A 22,124-nucleotide genomic window follows, 5' to 3' on the forward strand; every position below is an offset into this window, starting at 1 on the left:
GTCAGCTAGACGGTTCTGGCTTGCTGACCAGACTTTCAAGCGACGGCAATGCACCGTTATAGTGTTCCAACGTAATCGACACTGCAACCGTTCCGCCTTTATCCGCCGTAAAGTTCCCCGCAGTGCTCACTTCAATCGTCGGTGAACCATGATTATCGGTGATGCGAATATAGCGGCTGATATCGGTGCCTTCCTCCAGTTCGCCAACCAGATCGCTTAAATCAATCCGGTCACCCTCTTTGGCATTGAAGTCTTTGATCACATCGTTGCCGATATCGCCAGCCTGCCACTTAAAGGTATCCGCACCCGCACCGCCGATGAGCGTATCGCCCCCCGCGCCGCCAATCAGGATGTCGTCTCCGCTGCCGCCGTAAAGCAGGTCATTCCCCGCCCCACCGTAGAGGGTGTCATTTCCTCCCTGGCCGAAAAGGATATCATCCCCTGCGCCGCCATTGAGTATGTCATTCCCCCCCTTCGACGACGACAGTTCAAACTCTGAACTGTGCGCAGCAATATAGTTATGCATGTCCTTCGTCGTCGGGACGCCCGTTTGCATGCCTAACTGTTTGCCGATGTAGTTCTGTAAAGCCGCAATGCCGTTACCGTCGATATTAGGAAACGACACGACATCGCCAAACAACACACCATCATTGTACGTACCGGACATCGTGTCATTGCCCGCCGCACCGACACTCAGCCCATACTGTTCAGCACCTTCCGCTGAATAGCCAGTTGCCGTATCGTGGTTACCCATTTCTGTCGATGTCGCCTGCGCCACGACATTCAATTTACCCGCATCGGCCGGCACCTCAAGCGTGATTTTCCCGGCTAACGTCATGGCGTTGTGCGCATTTTGAATCAGGTATGAACCATCAGCACCGACGGTATATTTCACGTTATTGATTTGGTCGGTCAGCACCGTTCCCGTCGGGATCCCCGTCAACCTAATCCCTGACAGCGTTTCGCTACCGTCGCGGTCGGTCAATGCCGCGGAAACATCGAGCGTATAAGTCTGTTTTCCCGCCTGACCGGGGACTTTTTCCACCGTCGCGCTATTGGTGCCGGGGGTATACGTCGATCCATCGCTGTAGATCACGCCTTCGATATTGTTGCTAACCTGCCTCGTAAACGAGCCTGACTTGCCACTGCTATCGGTATAATTAACCTTCAGCCCATCCAGCGTGTTGACCGACGTATTCGCGTTGTTGTTGGTGCTATAGGTCGCGTTATAGGTGTAACCCGTTTCCTTGATAACGAAAACGTAGTCAGAGTGCGCGTTGCTGCCGTTATTGGTGCGGTTACCGTTGAATGAATCCAGATCGCGGTGATCCTTACGATCGGCCGCCCAGTCGCTCTGACGATAAAAATAGCCGCTGTTGGAGTGCACAACGAAGATATCGCTGTAATTGCCATCCCCGCTGGTATTGCCCTGACTGTAGTACGCCACTTTTCCGTTGCCGACGACGGTAGGGACCGAATCCCCCTCGGTCAGCCAGACGCGGACGCCGTTGCCCACCGCGACAATTTTTCCGTTCTGCACGTCAAAGCCACCGTTCGCGCTTCCCCCATTCACCTTAATGACTTCCGCAGAAGCTGGCGCTGTGGTAACGCTGGAGGTGCTCAGGCTCACGACTGGCGCATCGGCGACTGGCGTAATACCAATGTGCAACGCGGCTTTATCGCCCGTGTTCCCGGCGCTATCAACAGGCCGGTAAGCAATGTCCCCCAGCGCGGCGCCAGAGACATTACTCGCTGGCGTAAAGCGTAGATCGGTGGTGCCAGCCGTAAAGGATTGTCCAGCGGTGACCGCTTTCCAACTCCCGTTATCATTAAAATAGAGCGTGCCAGCGGCAGCAGGCGGCAGAGACGAAATCACGATGCTGGTGGTATCGCTCGATACGCCCAGATCGCTCCAGCCAATGTGCAACGGCGTGTCTTCCGTACCAGACACCGTGTTGTTGTGTGCGGCTGGCGGCGTAACATCCATGATGGCCTGACTGTTATCATGCGCCTGATTACCTGCCGCATCGGTTGCCGTCGCCCCGGCGGTAATCTTGCCTTCCGCTAACGTACTCAGATCGACATTCGTCTGCCATTTTCCGTTCGTCACGGGCACATCATGCAACGTAACCGACTTACCATTCACATCGGTAAAGACCAGATCGACCTTCTTCTCGTTGCTGGTGCCGCTGACCAGGGTGTTTTTCGACTCACTTTGGCTAACATAGCCATCGTTACCCGCGAAATTCGTAATATCAATTTCTGGTGCGGTCGTATCTACGCTGTATGCATGATGGGTATTCGCCGTGGTGGCGTTCCCCGCTGCATCACGCGTGGTCACGCTCGCGCTAATGTCACTGTTAGCCGCCAGTACCGAACCGGGAACATTGACACTCCAGGTCTTGCCGTCGGTATTGACGGTCGTCTGGTAGGTTTCGGTGCCGACTTTGACGGTAACGCTATCGCCTGCTCTAACCTCATTGCCGACTTTTCCGGTAACAGAGATAGTTTGTCTGGATTCATTAGCATTGATGACGTTATCTGACGTGACATTGTCGATAGAGATCGACGCCACCGGCACGACGGTATCCACACCATAAGTATGGCTGGTGTTCGCGGTGGTGACGTTACCCGCAGTATCACGTGTGGTAACCGTGGCACTCACATCACCATTCGCGGCCAGCACGGAGCCCGGAACGTTGACGCTCCAGGTCTTACCGTCGGTATTGACCGTCGTCTGGTAGGTCTCGGTACCGACTTTAACGGTAACTGCGTCACCCGCTTTGACTTCATTGCCGACTTTACCCGTCACCGCAATCGTCTGGCCGGATTCGGTAGCATTGATGACGTTATCTGACGTGACGTTATCGATAGTAATCGACGCGATTGGCGCAACCGTATCGACACCGTAGGCATGAGAGGTATTCGCGGTAGTCACGTTACCTGCGGTATCACGGGTAGTCACGGTGGCGGAGATATCGCCATTCGCGGCCAGCACGGAACCCGGAACATTCACGCTCCAGGTTTTGCCGTCAGTATTGACGGTCGTCTGGTAGGTCTCGGTGCCGACTTTGACGGTAACCGCGTCACCCGCTTTGACTTCATTGCCTACTTTACCCGTCACGGCAATGGTCTGACCGGATTCGGTAGCATTGATCACGTTATCGGATGTGACGTTATCGATAGAGATGGAAGCCGTTGGCGCGACGGTATCCACACCGTAAGCATGGCTGGCATTGGCGGTGGTGACGTTACCTGCCGTATCGCGCGTCGCCACCGTGGCACTCACATCACCGTTTGCTGCCAGCACCGCACCCGGAACATTCACGCTCCAGGTCTTGCCATCGGTATTGACGGTCGTCTGGTAGGTCTCGGTACCGACTTTGACGGTAACCGCGTCACCCGCTTTGACTTCATTGCCRACCTGACCGGTGACCGCTATCGTCTGGCCCGATTCGCTGGCATTGATGACATTGTCAGCGGTGACGTTATCGATAGTAATCGATGCGGTTGGCGCAACCGTATCCACGCCATAAGTGTGATTAATATTCGCGGTGGTTACGTTACCTGCGGTATCGCGCGTCGTCACCGTCGCACTCACATCACCATTCGCAGCAAGTACCGAACCAGGCACGTTGACGCTCCAAGTCTTGCCATCGGTATTCACCGTGGTCTGATAGGTTTCGCTGCCGACTTTGACGGTAACCGCATCGCCCGCTTTGACTTCATTGCCGACCTGACCGGTGACCGCAATCGTCTGACCCGATTCGTTGGCGTTAATCACGTTATCGCTGGTGACATCATCAATTGAAATTGAAGCAACCGGCGCAACGGTGTCCACACTGTAAGTGTGACTGGTATTGGCAGTCGTGACATTGCCTGCGGTATCACGGGTAGTCACAGTGGCGGAGATATCGCCATTCGCTGCCAGAACAGAACCCGGAACATTGACGCTCCAGGTTTTACCATCAGTATTCACGGTGGTCTGGTAGGTCTCGGTACCGACGGTAACGGTAACCGCATCCCCCGCTTTGACTTCGTTGCCGACCTGCCCCGTGACCGCAATCGTCTGGCCGGATTCGGTAGCATTAATCACGTTATCCGACGTGATGTTATCGACAGAGATTGAGGCCACAGGTGCAACCGTATCCACGCCATAAGCATGAGAGGTATTGGCGGTGGTCGCGTTACCCGCGGTATCACGCGTCGTCACCGTTGCACTGACATCGCCATTCGCTGCCAGCACCGATCCCGGAACGTTGACGCTCCAGGTTTTACCATCGGTATTGACGGTTGTCTGGTACGTTTCCGTGCCGACGTTGACGGTAACGCTATCGCCTGCTTTCACTTCGTTGCCCACCTGACCGGTGACCGCAATCGTCTGACCGGACTCGGTCGCATTAATCACGTTATCAGACGTGACATTATCGATAGAGATCGACGCCACAGGCGCAACGGTGTCCACACTGTATGTGTGATTGGTATTGGCCGTAGTGACATTCCCAGCCGTATCGCGCGTGGTGACCGTGGCACTCACATCGCTATTCGCCACTAATACTGAGCCCGGAACGTTCACGCTCCAGGTTTTGCCATCGGTATTGACCGTCGTCTGGTAGGTCTCGGTGCCGACTTTGACGGTAACCGCGTCGCCCGCTTTGACTTCATTGCCAATCTGACCCGTGACGGCAATCGTCTGACCGGACTCGGTAGCATTAATTACGTTATCGCTAGTGACATTATCGATAGCAATCGATGCAACAGGAGCAACGGTGTCCACACCGTAAGCATGACTGGTATTCGCGGTGGTGATATTGCCTGCAGTATCGCGCGTCGTCACCGAAGCAGAGATATCGCCATTCGCTGCCAGCACGGATCCCGGAACATTGACGCTCCAGGTTTTACCATCGGTATTCACCGTGGTCTGGTACGTTTCGGTGCCGACTTTAACCGTAACGACGTCGCCCGCTTTGACTTCATTGCCCACCTGACCCGCGACGGCAATCGTCTGGCCGGACTCGGTAGCATTGATGACATTGTCAGCGGTGACATTATCAATTGAAATTGAAGCAACCGGCGCAACCGTATCGACACCGTAAGCGTGATTGGTGTTGGCGGTGGTGGCGTTGCCTGCGATATCGCGTGTGGTGACCGTCGCACTCACATCACCGTTCGCCGCCAGCACTGCGCCTGGAACATTCACGCTCCAGGTCTTACCATCGGTATTCACCGTGGTCTGGTACGTTTCGGTACCAACGGTAACGGTAACCGCATCGCCCGCTTTGACTTCATTGCCAACTTGACCCGTCACCGAAATGGTCTGGCCGGATTCGCTGGCGTTAATCACGTTATCAGACGTGACATTATCAATAGAGATCGAAGCGACTGGTGCAACCGTATCGACACCGTAAGTGTGCGAGGTATTGGCCGTAGTGACATTACCTGCGGTATCGCGAGTGGTGACCGTCGCACTCACATCACCATTGGCGGCCAGCACGGATCCCGGAACATTCACGCTCCAGGTCTTGCCGTCGGTATTGACGATCGTCTGGTACGTTTCCGTGCCGACGGTAACCGTGATCGCATCACCTGCTTTGACTTCATTACCGACCTGACCCGTGACAGCAATCGCCTGACCGGACTCGGTCGCATTGATCACATTATCGGATGTGACACTGTCGATAGCAATTGAGGCTACTGGCGCAACGGTATCCACACCGTAAGTGTGATTGGTATTCGCCGTGGTGGCGTTACCCGCCGTATCGCGCGTGGTGACCGTGGCACTCACATCGCTATTCGCTGCCAGCACCGATCCCGGAACGTTAACGCTCCAGGTTTTACCATCGGTATTCACGGTGGTTTGGTACGTTTCCGTGCCGACTTTGACGGTAACCGCATCGCCCGCTTTCACGTCGTTGTCGACTTTACCCGTCACGGCTATCGTCTGATCCGATTCGGTAGCATTAATGACGTTATCGCTGGTGACATCATCAATTGAAATTGAAGCAACTGGTGCAACGGTGTCCACACCGTAAGTGTGACTAGTGTTCGCAGTGGTGACATTGCCCGCTGGATCGCGCGTGGTGACCGTAGCACTCACATCGCCGTTAGCAGCCAGTACAGAACCGGGAACATTCACGCTCCAGGTCTTGCCATCGGTATTCACGGTCGTTTGGTAAGTTTCAGTGCCCACTTTAACGGTAACCGCGTCACCCGCTTTGACTTCATTGCCTACTTTACCCGTCACGGCAATGGTCTGACCGGATTCGTTGGCGTTGATGACGTTATCAGATGTGATGTTGTCGATAGCGATAGACGCTACTGGCGCGACAGTATCGACACCATAAGTGTGATTGGTATTCGCGGTAGTGACGTTCCCGGCGGTGTCACGGGTAGTGACGGTCGCACTCACATCCCCATTCGCAGCAAGTACCGCACCCGGAACGTTCACGCTCCAGGTTTTTCCATCGGTATTCACCGTCGTCTGGTACGTTTCGGTACCGACTTTCACCGTAACGGCGTCACCCGCTTTCACTTCGTTGCCAACCTGACCGGTGACGGCAATCGTCTGACCGGACTCGGTCGCATTGATGACGTTATCGGATGTGACGTTATCGATAGAGATGGAAGCCGTTGGCGCGACGGTATCCACACCGTAAGCATGGCTGGCATTGGCGGTGGTGACGTTACCCGCCGCATCGCGCGTGGTGACCGAAGCAGAAATATCACCGTTAGAAGCAAGTACAGAACCGGGAACGTTCACGCTCCAGGTTTTGCCATCGGTATTGACCGTCGTCTGATAGGTTTCGGTGCCGACGTTGACGGTAACGGCGTCACCCGCTTTGACTTCGTTGCCGACCTGACCGGTGACGGAAATCGTCTGACCCGATTCGCTGGCATTGATGACATTGTCATCGGTGACGTTATCGATAGTAATCGACGCGGTTGGCGCGACGGTATCCACACCGTAAGAGTGGCTGGTATTCGCGGTGGTGACGTTGCCCGCGGTATCGCGGGTGGTAACCGTGGCGCTCACATCACCATTGGCTGCCAGAACCGATCCCGGAACATTCACGCTCCAGGTCTTGCCATCGGTATTCACCGTCGTCTGATAGGTTTCCGTGCCGACGGTAACGGTGATCGCATCACCGGCTTTCACTTCATTGCCGACCTGCCCCGTGACCGCTATCGTCTGACCGGACTCGGTCGCATTGATCACGTTGTCGGACGTGACGTTATCGATAGCAATCGACGCGACTGGCGCAACCGTATCCACGCCATAAGTGTGGCTGGTATTGGCGGTGGTGACGTTGCCCGCCGTATCGCGCGTGGTAACCGTAGCGCTCACATCACCATTCGCGGCCAGCACAGAACCCGGAACATTGACGCTCCAGGTCTTGCCGTCGGTATTGACGGTCGTCTGATAGGTCTCGGTGCCGACGGTAACGGTGATGGCATCGCCCGCTTTCACTTCATTACCGACCTGACCCGTGACGGCAATCGTCTGGCCCGATTCAGTCGCGTTAATCACGTTATCGGACGTGACGTTATCGACAGAGATCGACGCCACTGGTGCAACGGTATCGACGCCGTAAGTGTGATTGGTATTGGCGGTGGTGACGTTACCCGCGGTATCGCGTGTGGTGACGGTTGCACTGACATCGCCATTCGCGGCCAGCACCGCACCGGGAACATTCACGCTCCAGGTTTTACCGTCAGTATTCACGGTGGTCTGGTACGTTTCCGTGCCGACGTTGACGGTGATSGCATCGCCCGCTTTCACTTCATTACCGACCTGACCCGTGACGGCAATCGTCTGGCCAGATTCGGTAGCGTTGATGACGTTATCGCTGGTGACATTATCAATAGAAATTGAGGCCACAGGTGCGACAGTATCAACACCATAAGCGTGACTGGTATTAGCGGTAATGACATTACCTGCGGTATCACGCGTCGTAACCGTCGCACTCACATCACCATTCGCAGCAAGTACCGAACCCGGCACGTTGACGCTCCAGGTCTTGCCGTCAGTATTGACGGTCGTCTGGTAGGTCTCGGTACCGACTTTAACGGTAACTGCATCGCCTGCTTTGACTTCATTGCCGACCTGACCGGTGACGGAAATCGTCTGGCCCGACTCGCTGGCGTTAATCACGTTATCGCTGGTGACATTATCAATAGCAATCGACGCGACTGGCGCAACGGTGTCCACACCATAAGTGTGATTAGTATTCGCGGTGGTGACATTGCCCGCGGTGTCACGCGTGGTGACGGTGGCGGAGATATCACCGTTCGCCGCTAAAACAGATCCGGGAACATTCACGCTCCAGGTTTTACCATCGGTATTGACGGTGGTCTGGTACGTTTCCGTGCCGACGGTAACCGTAACGGCGTCGCCCGCTTTGACTTCATTGCCCACCTGACCAGTCACGGCAATCGTCTGACCGGATTCGCTGGCGTTAATCACGTTGTCGGACGTGACGTTATCGATAGCAATCGACGCGACTGGCGCAACCGTATCGACACCGTAGGCATGAGAGGTATTGGCGGTGGTAACGTTACCTGCGGTATCGCGCGTCGTAACCGTCGCACTGACATCACCATTGGCTGCCAGTACCGCGCCCGGAACATTCACGCTCCAGGTCTTACCATCGGTATTCACCGTGGTCTGGTACGTTTCAGTACCGACGTTGACGGTAACGGCGTCACCCGCTTTGACTTCGTTGCCGACCTGACCGGTGACGGAAATCGTCTGACCCGATTCGGTAGCATTGATGACATTGTCAGCGGTGACATTATCGATAGTAATCGATGCGGTTGGCGCAACGGTGTCCACACCATAAGTGTGATTAGTATTCGCGGTGGTCACGTTACCTGCGGTATCCCGCGTGGTGACCGTCGCACTCACATCACCATTCGCGGCCAGCACGGATCCCGGAACGTTGACGCTCCAGGTTTTGCCATCGGTATTGACCGTCGTCTGATAAGTTTCGGTACCGACTTTCACGGTAACCGCATCACCGGCTTTGACTTCATTGCCCACCTTGCCAGTGACCGCAATCGTCTGGCCGGATTCGCTGGCATTGATCACATTATCGGACGTGACGTTATCGATAGAGATCGACGCCACTGGTGCAACGGTATCGACACCGTAAGTGTGGCTGGTATTGGCAGTAGTGACATTACCCGCAGTATCGCGTGTGGTAACCGTCGCCGAGATATCGCCATTCGCGGCCAGCACGGAACCGGGAACATTCACGCTCCAGGTCTTGCCATCGGTATTCACCGTCGTCTGGTAAGTCTCGGTACCAACGGTAACCGTAACCGCGTCGCCCGCTTTCACTTCGTTGCCGACCTGACCCGTCACCGCAATCGTCTGACCCGATTCGCTGGCGTTAATCACGTTATCGCTGGTGACATTATCAATAGCAATCGACGCGACTGGCGCAACGGTATCCACACCGTAAGCATGGCTGGTATTCGCGGTGGTGACATTACCTGCGGTATCGCGCGTGGTGACGCTGGCGCTCACATCGCCATTGGCTGCCAATACAGAACCCGGAACATTGACGCTCCAGGTCTTGCCGTCAGTATTGACCGTCGTCTGGTAGGTTTCCGTACCAACGGTAACGGTAACCGCGTCACCTGCTTTCACTTCATTGCCTACCTGCCCCGTCACGGCAATGGTCTGACCRGACTCGGTCGCGTTAATCACGTTATCTGACGTGACACTGTCGATAGAGATCGACGCCACTGGCGCRACSGTATCCACRCCGTAAGYGTGATTGGTATTSGCTGTCGTGACRTTGCCCGCKGKATCGCGWGTGGTSACGGTTGCACTSACATCAGCATTGGCGGCCAGTACAGAACCGGGAACATTCACGGTGACGGTTGCACTCACATCGCCATTGGCTACCAGCACCGAACCCGGAACATTCACGCTCCAGGTCTTGCCGTCGGTATTGACCGTCGTCTGATAGGTTTCCGTACCAACGGTAACGGTAACCGCGTCACCTGCTTTCACTTCATTGCCTACCTGCCCCGTCACGGCAATGGTCTGACCGGACTCGGTCGCGTTAATCACGTTATCAGACGTGACGTTATCGATAGAGATCGACGCCACTGGCGCAACCGTATCCACGCCGTAAGTGTGATTGGTATTCGCTGTCGTGACGTTGCCCGCGGTATCGCGTGTGGTCACGGTTGCACTGACATCAGCATTGGCGGCCAGTACAGAACCGGGAACATTCACNGGTAACCGCGTCACCTGCTTTCACTTCATTGCCGACCTGACCCGTCACGGCAATGGTCTGACCRGACTCGGTCGCGTTAATCACGTTATCTGACGTGACACTGTCGATAGAGATCGACGCCACTGGCGCRACSGTATCCACRCCGTAAGYGTGATTGGTATTSGCTGTCGTGACRTTGCCCGCKGKATCGCGWGTGGTSACGGTTGCACTGACATCAGCATTGGCGGCCAGTACAGAACCGGGAACATTCACGCTCCAGGTCTTGCCGTCGGTATTCACCGTGGTCTGGTAAGTCTCGGTACCGACTTTAACAGTAACGGCATCGCCCGCTTTGACTTCAGTGACGGTTGCACTCACATCGCCATTGGCTACCAGCACCGAACCCGGAACATTCACGCTCCAGGTCTTGCCGTCGGTATTGACCGTCGTCTGATAGGTTTCCGTACCAACGGTAACGGTAACCGCGTCACCTGCTTTCACTTCATTGCCGACCTGACCCGTCACGGCAATGGTCTGACCGGACTCGCTGGCGTTAATCACGTTGTCTGACGTGATGTTATCAATTGAAATTGAAGCAACCGGCGCAACGGTATCCACGCCATAAGTGTGACTGGTGTTCGCGGTGGTGACATTGCCGGCGGTATCACGTGTCGTCACCGTCGCACTCACATCGCCATTGGCGGCCAGCACAGATCCCGGAACGTTGACGCTCCAGGTTTTGCCATCCGCATTCACCGTCGTCTGGTAGGTCTCGGTGCCGACTTTAACAGTGATCGCATCGCCTGCTTTAACGTCGTTATCGACTTTACCCGTCACCGCAATCGTCTGACCCGATTCGGCAGCGTTAATCACGTTATCCGACGTGACATTATCAATAGTAATCGACGCCACTGGCGCAACGGTATCCACACCATAAGTGTGCGAGGTATTGGCAGTGGTGACATTGCCTGCGGCATCACGCGTGATGACCGTTGCACTGACATTGCCATTCGCGGCCAGTACGGATCCCAGAACATTGACGCTCCAGGTCTTGCCATCCGCATTGACCGTGGTCTGGTACGTTTCAGTACCGACTTTAACGGTAATCGCATCGCCCGCTTTCACGTCGTTATCGACTTTACCGGTCACGGCAATCGTCTGACCGGACTCGGTAGCATTGATGACGTTATCGGATGTGACGTTATCGATAGCAATCGACGCGACTGGCGCAACCGTATCGACACCGTAGGCATGAGAGGTATTGGCGGTGGTAACGTTACCTGCGGTATCGCGCGTCGTAACCGTCGCACTGACATCACCATTGGCTGCAAGTACCGCGCCCGGAACATTCACGCTCCAGGTCTTGCCGTCGGTATTGACCGTAGTCTGGTACGTTTCGGTGCCGACTTTGACGGTAACCGCATCACCGGCTTTCACTTCGTTGCCGACCTGACCGGTGACGGCAATCGTCTGGCCAGACTCGGTCGCGTTAATCACGTTATCGGACGTGACATTATCGATAGCAATCGACGCCACCGGTGCAACGGTATCCACACCGTAAGTGTGATTGGTATTCGCAGTAGTGACATTACCCGCGGTATCGCGCGTGGTGACCGTCGCACTCACATCACCATTCGCGGCTAACACTGAGCCTGGAACATTCACGCTCCAGGTTTTACCGTCGGTATTCACCGTGGTCTGGTAGGTCTCGGTACCGACTTTAACCGTAACGGCGTCGCCCGCTTTAACTTCATTGCCGACCTGACCGGTGACGGCAATCGTCTGACCCGATTCGGTAGCATTGATGACATTGTCAGCAGTGACGCTGTCGATAGAAATAGAGGCTGTTGGCGCGACGGTATCCACGCCGTAAGCGTGACTGGTATTGGCGGTGGTGGCGTTGCCTGCGGTATCACGCGTGGTGACCGTGGCACTCACATCACCGTTAGCAGCAAGTACAGAACCGGGAACATTCACGCTCCAGGTTTTACCGTCAGTATTCACGGTGGTCTGGTAGGTCTCGGTACCGACGGTAACCGTGATGGCGTCGCCCGATTTAACTTCATTACCAACCTGACCGGTGACGGCTATGGTCTGACCGGATTCACTGGCATTGATGACATTGTCAGCGGTGACGTTATCGATAGTAATCGATGCAGTTGGCGCGACGGTATCCACACCGTAAGCGTGGCTGGTGTTCGCAGTAGTGACGTTACCTGCCGTATCGCGCGTCGTGACCGAAGCAGATATATCACCATTCGCCGCCAGCACCGATCCCGGAACATTCACGCTCCAGGTCTTGCCATCGGTATTCACCGTCGTCTGGTACGTTTCAGTACCGACGTTGACGGTAACGGCGTCACCCGCTTTGACTTCGTTGCCGACCTGACCGGTGACGGCAATCGTCTGGCCGGACTCGTTGGCATTAATCACGTTATCGGATGTGGCGTTATCAATAGAGATCGACGCCACTGGCGCAACCGTATCCACACCGTAGGCATGAGAGGTATTCGCGGTAGTGACGTTACCTGCGGTATCGCGAGTGGTGACCGTCGCACTCACATCACCATTGGCTGCTAAAACAGAACCGGGAACATTGACGCTCCAGGTCTTGCCATCGGTGTTCACCGTTGTCTGGTACGTTTCCGTGCCGACGGTAACGGTGATCGCATCGCCCGCTTTAACTTCATTGCCAACTTGACCCGTCACCGCAATCGTCTGACCGGATTCGGTAGCATTAATCACGTTATCGGATGTGACATTATCAATTGAAATTGAGGCAACCGGCGCAACCGTATCCACGCCGTAAGTGTGACTGGTATTAGCGGTGGTGACATTGCCTGCGGTATCGCGTGTGGTGACAGTAGCAGAGATATCACCATTCGCTGCCAGCACCGCCCCCGGAACGTTGACGCTCCAGGTCTTACCGTCAGTATTGACTGTCGTTTGGTAAGTCTCGGTGCCGACGGTAACGGTAACCGCATCACCCGCTTTGACTTCATTGCCAACCTGACCAGTCACCGCAATCGTCTGACCGGACTCGGTAGCATTGATCACGTTATCGGATGTGACGTTATCAATAGAGATAGACGCGACTGGCGCAACCGTATCAACACCGTAAGCGTGGCTGGTGTTCGCAGTGGTTGTGTTACCGGCAGTATCGCGTGTGGTGACCGTTGCAGAGATATCACCATTGGCCGCTAATACAGTGCCCGGAACATTGACGCTCCAGGTCTTGCCATCGGTATTCACCGTGGTCTGGTACGTTTCAGTACCGACGTTGACGGTAACCGCGTCGCCCGCTTTGACTTCATTGCCAACCTGACCCGTGACGGCAATCGTCTGACCGAACTCGGTAGCATTGATGATATTGTCAGCGGTGACGTTATCGATAGTAATCGATGCGGTTGGCGCAACAGTGTCCACACCATAAGTGTGACTGGTATTAGCGGTGGTGACGTTGCCCGCCGTATCGCGGGTGGTAACCGTGGCACTTACATCACCATTGGCGGCCAGCACCGATCCCGGAACATTCACGCTCCAGGTTTTACCATCGGTATTGACGGTCGTCTGATACGTTTCCGTGCCGACGGTAACAGTGATCGCATCGCCTGCTTTGACTTCATTGCCCACCTGACCGGTGACGGTAATCGTCTGCCCAGACTCACTGGCGTTAATCACGTTATCCGACGTGACATTGTCGACAGAGATCGACGCCACTGGCGCAACCGTATCCACGCCATAAGCGTGGCTGGTGTTGGCGGTGGTGACATTGCCTGCGGTATCGCGCGTGGTCACCGTCGCCGAAATATCGCCATTCGCGGCTAAAACAGCGCCAGGAACGTTCACGCTCCAGGTCTTGCCATCGGTATTCACGGTCGTCTGATAGGTCTCGGTACCGACGGTAACGGTGATCGCATCGCCCGCTTTGACTTCATTGCCGACCTGACCGGTGACGGTAATCGTCTGCCCAGACTCACTGGCGTTAATCACGTTATCCGACGTGACATTGTCGATAGAGATCGACGCCACGGGCGCGACGGTATCCACACCGTAAGTGTGATTGGTATTCGCGGTGGTCACGTTGCCCGCGGTATCGCGCGTCGTAACCATCGCACTGACATCGCCATTCGCGGCCAGCACAGAACCCGGCACGTTGACGCTCCAGGTCTTGCCGTCGGTATTGACCGTCGTCTGGTAGGTTTCGGTGCCGACTTTCACGGTAACCGCATCACCCGCTTTGACTTCGTTGCCAACCTGACCGGTGACGGCAATCGTCTGACCCGATTCGGTAGCATTGATGACATTGTCAGCGGTGACGTTATCGATAGTAATCGATGCAGTTGGCGCGACGGTATCCACACTGTAAGCGTGACTGGTGTTGGCGGTGGTGACATTGCCTGCGGTATCGCGCGTGGTCACCGTCGCCGAAATATCGCCATTCGCGGCTAAAACAGCGCCAGGAACGTTCACGCTCCAGGTTTTTCCATCGGTATTCACCGTGGTCTGGTAGGTTTCGGTACCGACTTTGACGGTAACCGCATCACCCGCTTTAACGTCGTTATCGACTTTACCCGTCACCGCAATCGTCTGGCCGGACTCAGTAGCGTTGATGACGTTGTCTGATGTGATGTTATCTACAGAGATCGAGGCAACTGGTGCGACGGTATCGACACCGTAAGTATGATTCGTATTGGCGGTGGTGACGTTACCCGCCGTATCGCGCGTGGTGACCGTGGCGCTCACATCACCGTTGGCGGCCAACACCGATCCCGGAACATTCACGCTCCAGGTTTTACCATCGGTATTCACCGTCGTCTGGTACGTTTCGGTACCGACTTTAACCGTGACGGCGTCGCCCGCTTTAACGTCGTTATCGACTTGACCCGTCACCGCAATCGCCTGGCCGGACTCGGTCGCATTGATCACGTTATCGGACGTGACATTATCGATAGAGATAGACGCCACCGGCGCGACGGTATCGACACCGTAAGCATGACTGGTGTTGGCAGTCGTGACATTGCCCGCGGTATCACGCGTGGTCACGGTTGCACTGACATCGCTATTCGCAGCAAGTACCGAGCCCGGAACATTCACGCTCCAGGTTTTACCATCGGTATTCACCGTGGTCTGATAGGTTTCGGTGCCGACGGTAACGGTAACCGCATCACCCGCGTTGACTTCGTTGCCGACCTGACCCGTGACCGAAATCGTCTGACCGAACTCGGTCGCGTTAATGACGTTATCAGACGTGACGTTATCGATAGTAATCGATGCGATTGGTGCAACGGTATCCACGCCGTAAGCATGGCTGGTATTCGCGGTGGTGACGTTGCCAGCGGTATCGCGTGTGGTGACGGTAGCAGAGATATCACCATTGGCCGCTAATACAGTGCCCGGAACATTCACGCTCCAGGTCTTGCCGTCGGTATTCACGGTGGTCTGGTAGGTCTCGGTGCCGACGGTAACGGTAACCGCATCGCCAGCTTTGACTTCATTACCAACCTGACCGGTGACGGCTATCGTCTGACCGGATTCGGTCGCGTTAATCACGTTATCGCTGGTGACATTGTCGATAGATATCGATGCGGTTGGTGCAACAGTGTCCACACCGTAGGCATGAGTAGTATCGGCGGTAGTGACGTTACCTGCTGTATCGCGGGTGGTGACCGAAGCAGAGACATCACCGTTAGCAGCCAATACAGAACCGGGAACATTCACGCTCCAGGTCTTGCCGTCGGTATTCACGGTGGTCTGGTAGGTCTCGGTGCCGACTTTAACCGTGACCGCATCACCGGCTTTCACTTCATTGCCGACCTGACCGGTGACAGCAATCGTCTGGCCGGACTCGCTGGCATTGATGACGTTATCTGACGTGATGTTATCAATTGAAATTGAAGCGACTGGCGCAACCGTATCGACACCGTAAATGTGACTGGTGTTCGCGGTAGTGGAATTGCCCGCCGTATCACGGGTGGTGACCGAGGCAGAGATATCGCCATTCGCTGCCAGCACAGAACCCAGTACATTCACGCTCCAGGTCTTGCCATCGGTATTCACCGTCGTCTGGTAGGTCTCGGTACCGACGGTAACGGTAACCGCATCGCCGGCTTTCACTTCGTTGCCAACTTTACCCGTCACCGTAATGGTCTGGCCCGATTCGCTGGTGTTAATCACGTTATCGCTGGTGACATTGTCGATAGCAATCGACGCCACTGGCGCAACCGTATCCACGCCGTAAGTGTGACTGGTATTCGCAGTGGTGATATTGCCTGCGGCATCACGCGTGGTGACCGAAGCAGAGACATCACCGTTAGCAGCAAGTACTGAACCGGGAACGTTGACGCTCCAGGTCTTGCCGTCGGTATTGACAGTCGTCTGGTAGGTCTCGGTACCGACTTTGACGGTAATGGCGTCGCCCGCTTTGACTTCGTTGCCCACCTGACCGGTGACGGCAATCGTCTGGCCAGATTCGGTAGCGTTGATGACGTTATCGCTGGTGACATTATCGATAGCAATCGACGCGATTGGCGCAACGGTGTCCACACCATAAGTGTGACTGGTGTTCGCAGTCGTGACATTACCTGCGGTGTCACGCGTGGTGACCGTCGCACTCACATCACCATTCGCTGCCAGCACGGATCCCGGAACGTTGACGCTCCAGGTTTTACCGTCGGTATTGACGGTCGTTTGGTAAGTTTCAGTGCCAATTTTTACCGTAACGCTATCGCCCGCCCTAACCTCATTGCCGACTTTTCCGGTAACAGAGATCGTTTGTCTGGATTCATTAGCGTTAATCACGTTATCGCTGGTGACGTTATCGATAGTAATCGATGCGGTTGGCGCAACGGTATCCACACCGTAAGTGTGACTGGTGTTCGCAGTGGTGACATTGCCTGCGGGGTCACGCGTGGTGACGGTCGCACTGACATCGCCGTTCGCTGCCAGCACCGATCCCGGCACGTTGACGCTCCAGGTTTTACCATCCGTATTGACGGTCGTCTGATAGGTTTCGGTGCCAACAGTAACGGTGATCGCATCGCCGGCTTTCACTTCATTACCGACCTGCCCCGTGACAGCTATCGTCTGACCGGACTCGGTCACGTTAATCACGTTATCGCTGGTGACATCATCAATTGAAATTGAAGCCACTGGCGCAACCGTATCGACACCGTAAGTGTGACTGGTGTTGGCGGTGGTGACGTTACCTGCGGTATCGCGCGTGGTGACAGTTGCACTCACATCACCATTAGCGGCCAGTACAGCACCGGGAACATTCACACTCCAGGTTTTACCGTCGGTATTCACCGTGGTCTGGTAGGTCTCGCTACCGACTTTAACGGTGATCGCATCACCCGCTTTAACGTCGTTATCGACTTTACCCGTCACCGCAATCGTCTGGCCGGACTCAATGGCGTTGATGACGTTGTCTGATGTGATGTTATCTACAGAGATCGAGGCAACTGGTGCGACGGTATCGACACCGTAAGTGTGATTCGTATTGGCTGTGGTGGCGTTACCTGCGGTATCACGCGTGGTGACTGTCGCACTCACATCGCCATTGGCTGCCAGCACAGCGCCCGGAACGTTGACGCTCCAGGTCTTACCGTCGGTATTCACCGTCGTCTGATAGGTTTCGGTGCCAACGGTAACGGTTATCGCATCGCCTGCTTTGACTTCATTGCCAACCTGACCGGTGACCGCAATGGTCTGGCCGGATTCGGTCGCATTGATGACGTTATCGCTGGTGACATTATCGATAGCAATCGACGCGGTTGGCGCAACCGTATCCACACCGTAGGCATGAGAGGTATTGGCGGTGGTGACATTGCCCGCTGGATCGCGAGTAGTGACCGTGGCGAAGATATCACCGTTTGCGGCCAGCACGGATCCCGGTACGTTCACACTCCAGGTCTTGCCGTCAGTATTGACGGTCGTCTGGTAGGTTTCGGTGCCGACTTTCACGGTAACCGCATCACCCGCTTTGACTTCATTGCCGACCTGACCCGTGACGGCAATGGTCTGACCCGATTCGGTAGCATTGATGACATTGTCAGCGGTGACGTTATCGATAGTAATCGATGCAGTTGGCGCGACGGTATCCACGCCGTAAGTGTGACTGGTATTGGCAGTGGTGACATTGCCCGCTGGATCGCGTGTGGTGACTGTCGCACTCACATCACCATTCGCTGCCAGCACAGAACCGGGAACGTTGACGATCCAGGTTTTGCCGTCGGTATTTACCGTGGTCTGATAGGTTTCCGTACCAACGGAAACCGTAACGGCGTCGCCCGCTTTAACTTCATTGCCAACCTGACCAGTCACTGCGATGGTCTGGCCCGACTCGGTCGCATTGATGACGTTATCGGACGTGACGTTATCAATAGAGATCGACGCCACCGGAGCAACCGTATCCACACCGTAAGCATGGCTGGTGTTCGCGGTGGTGACATTGCCCGCTGGATCTCGTGTGGTGACCGTCGCAGAGATATCACCATTCGCTGCAAGCACCGATCCCGGAACATTCACGCTCCAGGTCTTGCCGTCGGTATTCACGATCGTCTGGTAAGTCTCGGTACCGACTTTAACGGTAACCGCGTCGCCCGCTTTGACTTCATTGCCGACCTGACCGGTGACCGCAATCGTCTGACCCGATTCGCTGGCGTTAATCACGTTATCGCTGGTGATGTTATCAACAGAGATCGAAGCGACTGGCGCAACCGTATCCACGCCGTAAGTGTGACTGGTATTGGCAGTGATGACATTGCCCGCTGGATCGCGTGTGGTGACCGTCGCAGAGATATCACCATTCGCTGCAAGCACCGCTCCCGGAACATTGACACTCCAGGTCTTGCCGTCGGTATTCACCGTGGTCTGATACGTTTCCGTGCCGACGGTAACAGTGATCGCATCGCCTGCTTTGACTTCATTACCGACCTGACCCGCGACGGCAATTGTCTGACCGGACTCGGTCGCGTTAATCACGTTATCGCTGGTGACATCATCAATAGAGATCGACGCTACTGGCGCAACGGTGTCCACACCGTAAGTGTGACTCGTATTGACAGTCGTGACATTGCCTGCGGTATCGCGGGTAGTGACCGTTGCACTCACATCACCATTCGCTGCCAGTACGGATCCCGGTACATTGACACTCCAGGTCTTGCCATCGGTATTCACCGTCGTCTGGTACGTTTCCGTGCCGACGGTAACAGTGATCGCATCGCCTGCTTTGACTTCATTACCGACCTGACCCGTCACCGCAATCGTCTGACCGGATTCGCTGGCATTAATCACGTTATCCGACGTGACGTTATCAATAGAAATTGAGGCAACAGGGGGCAAAGTATCGACCATTACCGCTTCACTGCCACCCGTGCCAGGAATGCCCGCAGCATTGGTGTAGCTGCCGTCAGGAATGCTGAGGCGGACTTCTCCCTCAAAATTGGTGGCTGGCGTCAATGTCGCCGTCCAGCGCGTCGGATCGTTAAGATCCTGCACCAGATTCGTTACTGAGCCGTTTGTTACGGTGATATCACTGAGGTCAAAACCAACGGGCGGTGTGGTGAAGACAAAACTTACTGTGCCATCACTGTTTATGACAATGGTGACAGAAGGCGGAGTGGTATCGGTGGTATCCGTTGCCGCAGCCAGCAACGTCGTGGATGAATCTACGCCATCCAGAACGGACGAGGCTCGGTCAGTAAACGACAGGCCCGCGGTATCATAGCCAATCGGGGTCGTCACGACCTCGGCCGTCAAATTCAGAACGACCGTTGGATTGAAATGCCCACCGCCGCCGTCACCCGCTTCTCCAGTGTCGTCATTACCTGCGGCAGTCGCTTCTAATACCTGTGTTGGGTCGGCGCCCTGAGCGATAGCATCTTGTATAGCAGCGACATCATCGGCGACATCCGCACTGGCCTGAGAGGATGCGTTGCTAACATCGCTCCAGCGGCTATCACGCCCCAAATCCAATGTTTTGCCATCCGGTAATGTGATTGAAACCGCGCCATTAGCACCGGTTACCACTTCTTCACCGCTGTAAACCCGATCGCCAGCAACTAGCAGTCTCTGGCTTCCATCAAGCGCGACGATAAATACTTGTCCAATAACGAACTTAATGACACCAATCACACCATTCAAAATACTTTCTCCTTGATATCTATAATTATTTTTATAATGTGGCGATATTGCGGCTATAGATTTTTGCTATCATCCTGATAAGGTTGATTTGCTGTGTGTCGTCCTGACATTTTATGAAAAAAAGCGTTACGATAGTGCTGTCGTTATGCGTCAAACGCTTGACTCAATGACCGATATAATAAAAAATTCGGAATATTCTTTCCAGAACTTTACTCATTTAGAGTAAGCCTTATTTTTACCGCATTAAGGCACGTCAGGGATGAAATTAACATATTGATATAAAAGGAATAAAATCAAATCAATTCGTTAAGCGTTTATATAACACTCAAACACTTTAATAGGAATAATCACAAATAAAGTTTTTGTGAAGGAAAACTGCTGATGATGCGTAGATACCATTTTGCTTTATTACCTTTTATTACCATTTTTTCCACAGCGACGCATGCCGAGACGATTCAGGAAGCAATAAAAAGCACGCTTTATACGCATCCTGAAGTAAGCGCCTCTATTAATAGTCGTTTTTCTGCAGAACATGATTTACGTGCGGCAAAAGGCGGATATCTCCCCTCTATCACGCTAAGTGCAGGCGTTGGACGCGAAGAGACCGATAGCCCTTCAACACGCGCCAGCACCAATAAGCGCGTTGAACTCAGCCGCCAGGAATCGAGTATCAATCTAAGCCAGACGGTGTTTGATGGTTTCGCCACCTCCAGCGAAGTGGGCAGACAACGCGCTACGGTCAATTCACGCGCCTATAAAGTATTAAATACCAGTGAGGCAACAGCGTTAGATACCGTTCAGGTCTATCTCAGTGTGCTGCAGCGTCAGGAATTTGTCCGTCTGGCGGAAGCCAACCTTGCAAGCCATGAGCGCATTTACGATCAAATCAGGCTGCGTAGCGAACAAGGCGTTGGGCGATTGGCCGATTTGGATCAGGCCGAAGCACGTCTTGCGCAGGCACGTAACAATGTGCTGACAGAAAAAACCAATCTGGACGACGCCAAAACCAACTACATGAGCATTGTGGGTAAGGTACCAGAGAATTTGGTGATGCCAGATGCGTCTGCGATAAAACTCCCCGCCTCGCTGGAGGAAGCGCTGCGCATCATGCTGGCTAACAGCCCGGCATTGAAATCCGCGGAGTCAGATATTGAAGCCACTCAGCAGCAATATGAGACTTCAAAATCAACGTTTTACCCACGTCTCAACGTTGAGCTCTCTCGCACGATGGATAACAATGTTGACGGGACGCGCGGTCAAAATAATGAGTGGCAGGCGATGTTGCGGATGCGCTACAACCTGTATGAAGGCGGTAGCAGTAAAGCCAATATGGAATCAAAAGCCTATCAGGTAAAAGAAGCACAGGATGTCCGAAATAATGCCCTGCGCCTGCTGAGCGAAGAACTCAAGTTAGCCTGGTCAGCGTTAAATAACTCGCGCCAGCAGCTGCCGATTGCCGCTGAATATGCTGACCGCAGTATGAAAGTGCGTACCGCCTATCAGAAGCAATTTGGCCTGGGAGAAAGGACGTTGCTGGACCTGCTGGACAGCGAGAACGAGCTGTTCACCGCACAGCGCCGTCTGGTCGAGGTTCGCTTCACCTCCCTCTATACCGAATACCGGATCGCATCCCGTATGGGAGAGCTATTAAACCGTTTGGCGATTCCAGCGCCTGATGCCGGTACCAGCTTGACCAACGTCACCACCCAAGCAGAGTTGCCGAGCCTTAATTAATATATTTCATTGGTC

3 protein-coding genes are annotated in these 22,124 nt (G+C 54.6%); 1 reads left to right on the forward strand and 2 read right to left on the reverse strand.

Annotated elements, in window-relative coordinates; genetic code table 11:
• Position 1: 1 nt before the first annotated feature.
• Both QWJ20_RS16775 and QWJ20_RS16780 read right to left on the reverse strand, forming a co-directional pair.
• Entirely contained in the window at positions 2 to 10,264 is a 10,263-nt protein-coding gene (locus tag QWJ20_RS16775) for an Ig-like domain-containing protein (protein WP_433993059.1), read from the reverse strand.
• Entirely contained in the window at positions 10,212 to 19,586 is a 9,375-nt protein-coding gene (locus QWJ20_RS16780; RefSeq protein WP_433993089.1) for an Ig-like domain-containing protein, read from the reverse strand. The genes QWJ20_RS16775 and QWJ20_RS16780 overlap by 53 nt, the downstream gene beginning before the upstream one ends.
• A gap of 1,170 nt (positions 19,587 to 20,756) precedes the next feature.
• Between QWJ20_RS16780 and QWJ20_RS16785 the strand changes: the two genes are divergently transcribed.
• A complete protein-coding gene (locus QWJ20_RS16785) occupies positions 20,757 to 22,109 on the forward strand; it encodes a TolC family outer membrane protein (protein WP_349718519.1) in 1,353 nt (450 codons plus the stop codon).
• Positions 22,110 to 22,124: the final 15 nt, after the last annotated feature.

The organism is Pectobacterium sp. S5, assembly GCF_051707265.1.
Classification (GTDB): Bacteria; Pseudomonadota; Gammaproteobacteria; order Enterobacterales; family Enterobacteriaceae; genus Pectobacterium; species Pectobacterium polare.

Bases quoted from the DNA above. Each gene is read 5' to 3' on its own strand.
- QWJ20_RS16785 (WP_349718519.1), top strand. From the start codon at position 20,757: ATGATGCGTAGATACCATTTTGCTTTATTACCTTTTATTACCATTTTT.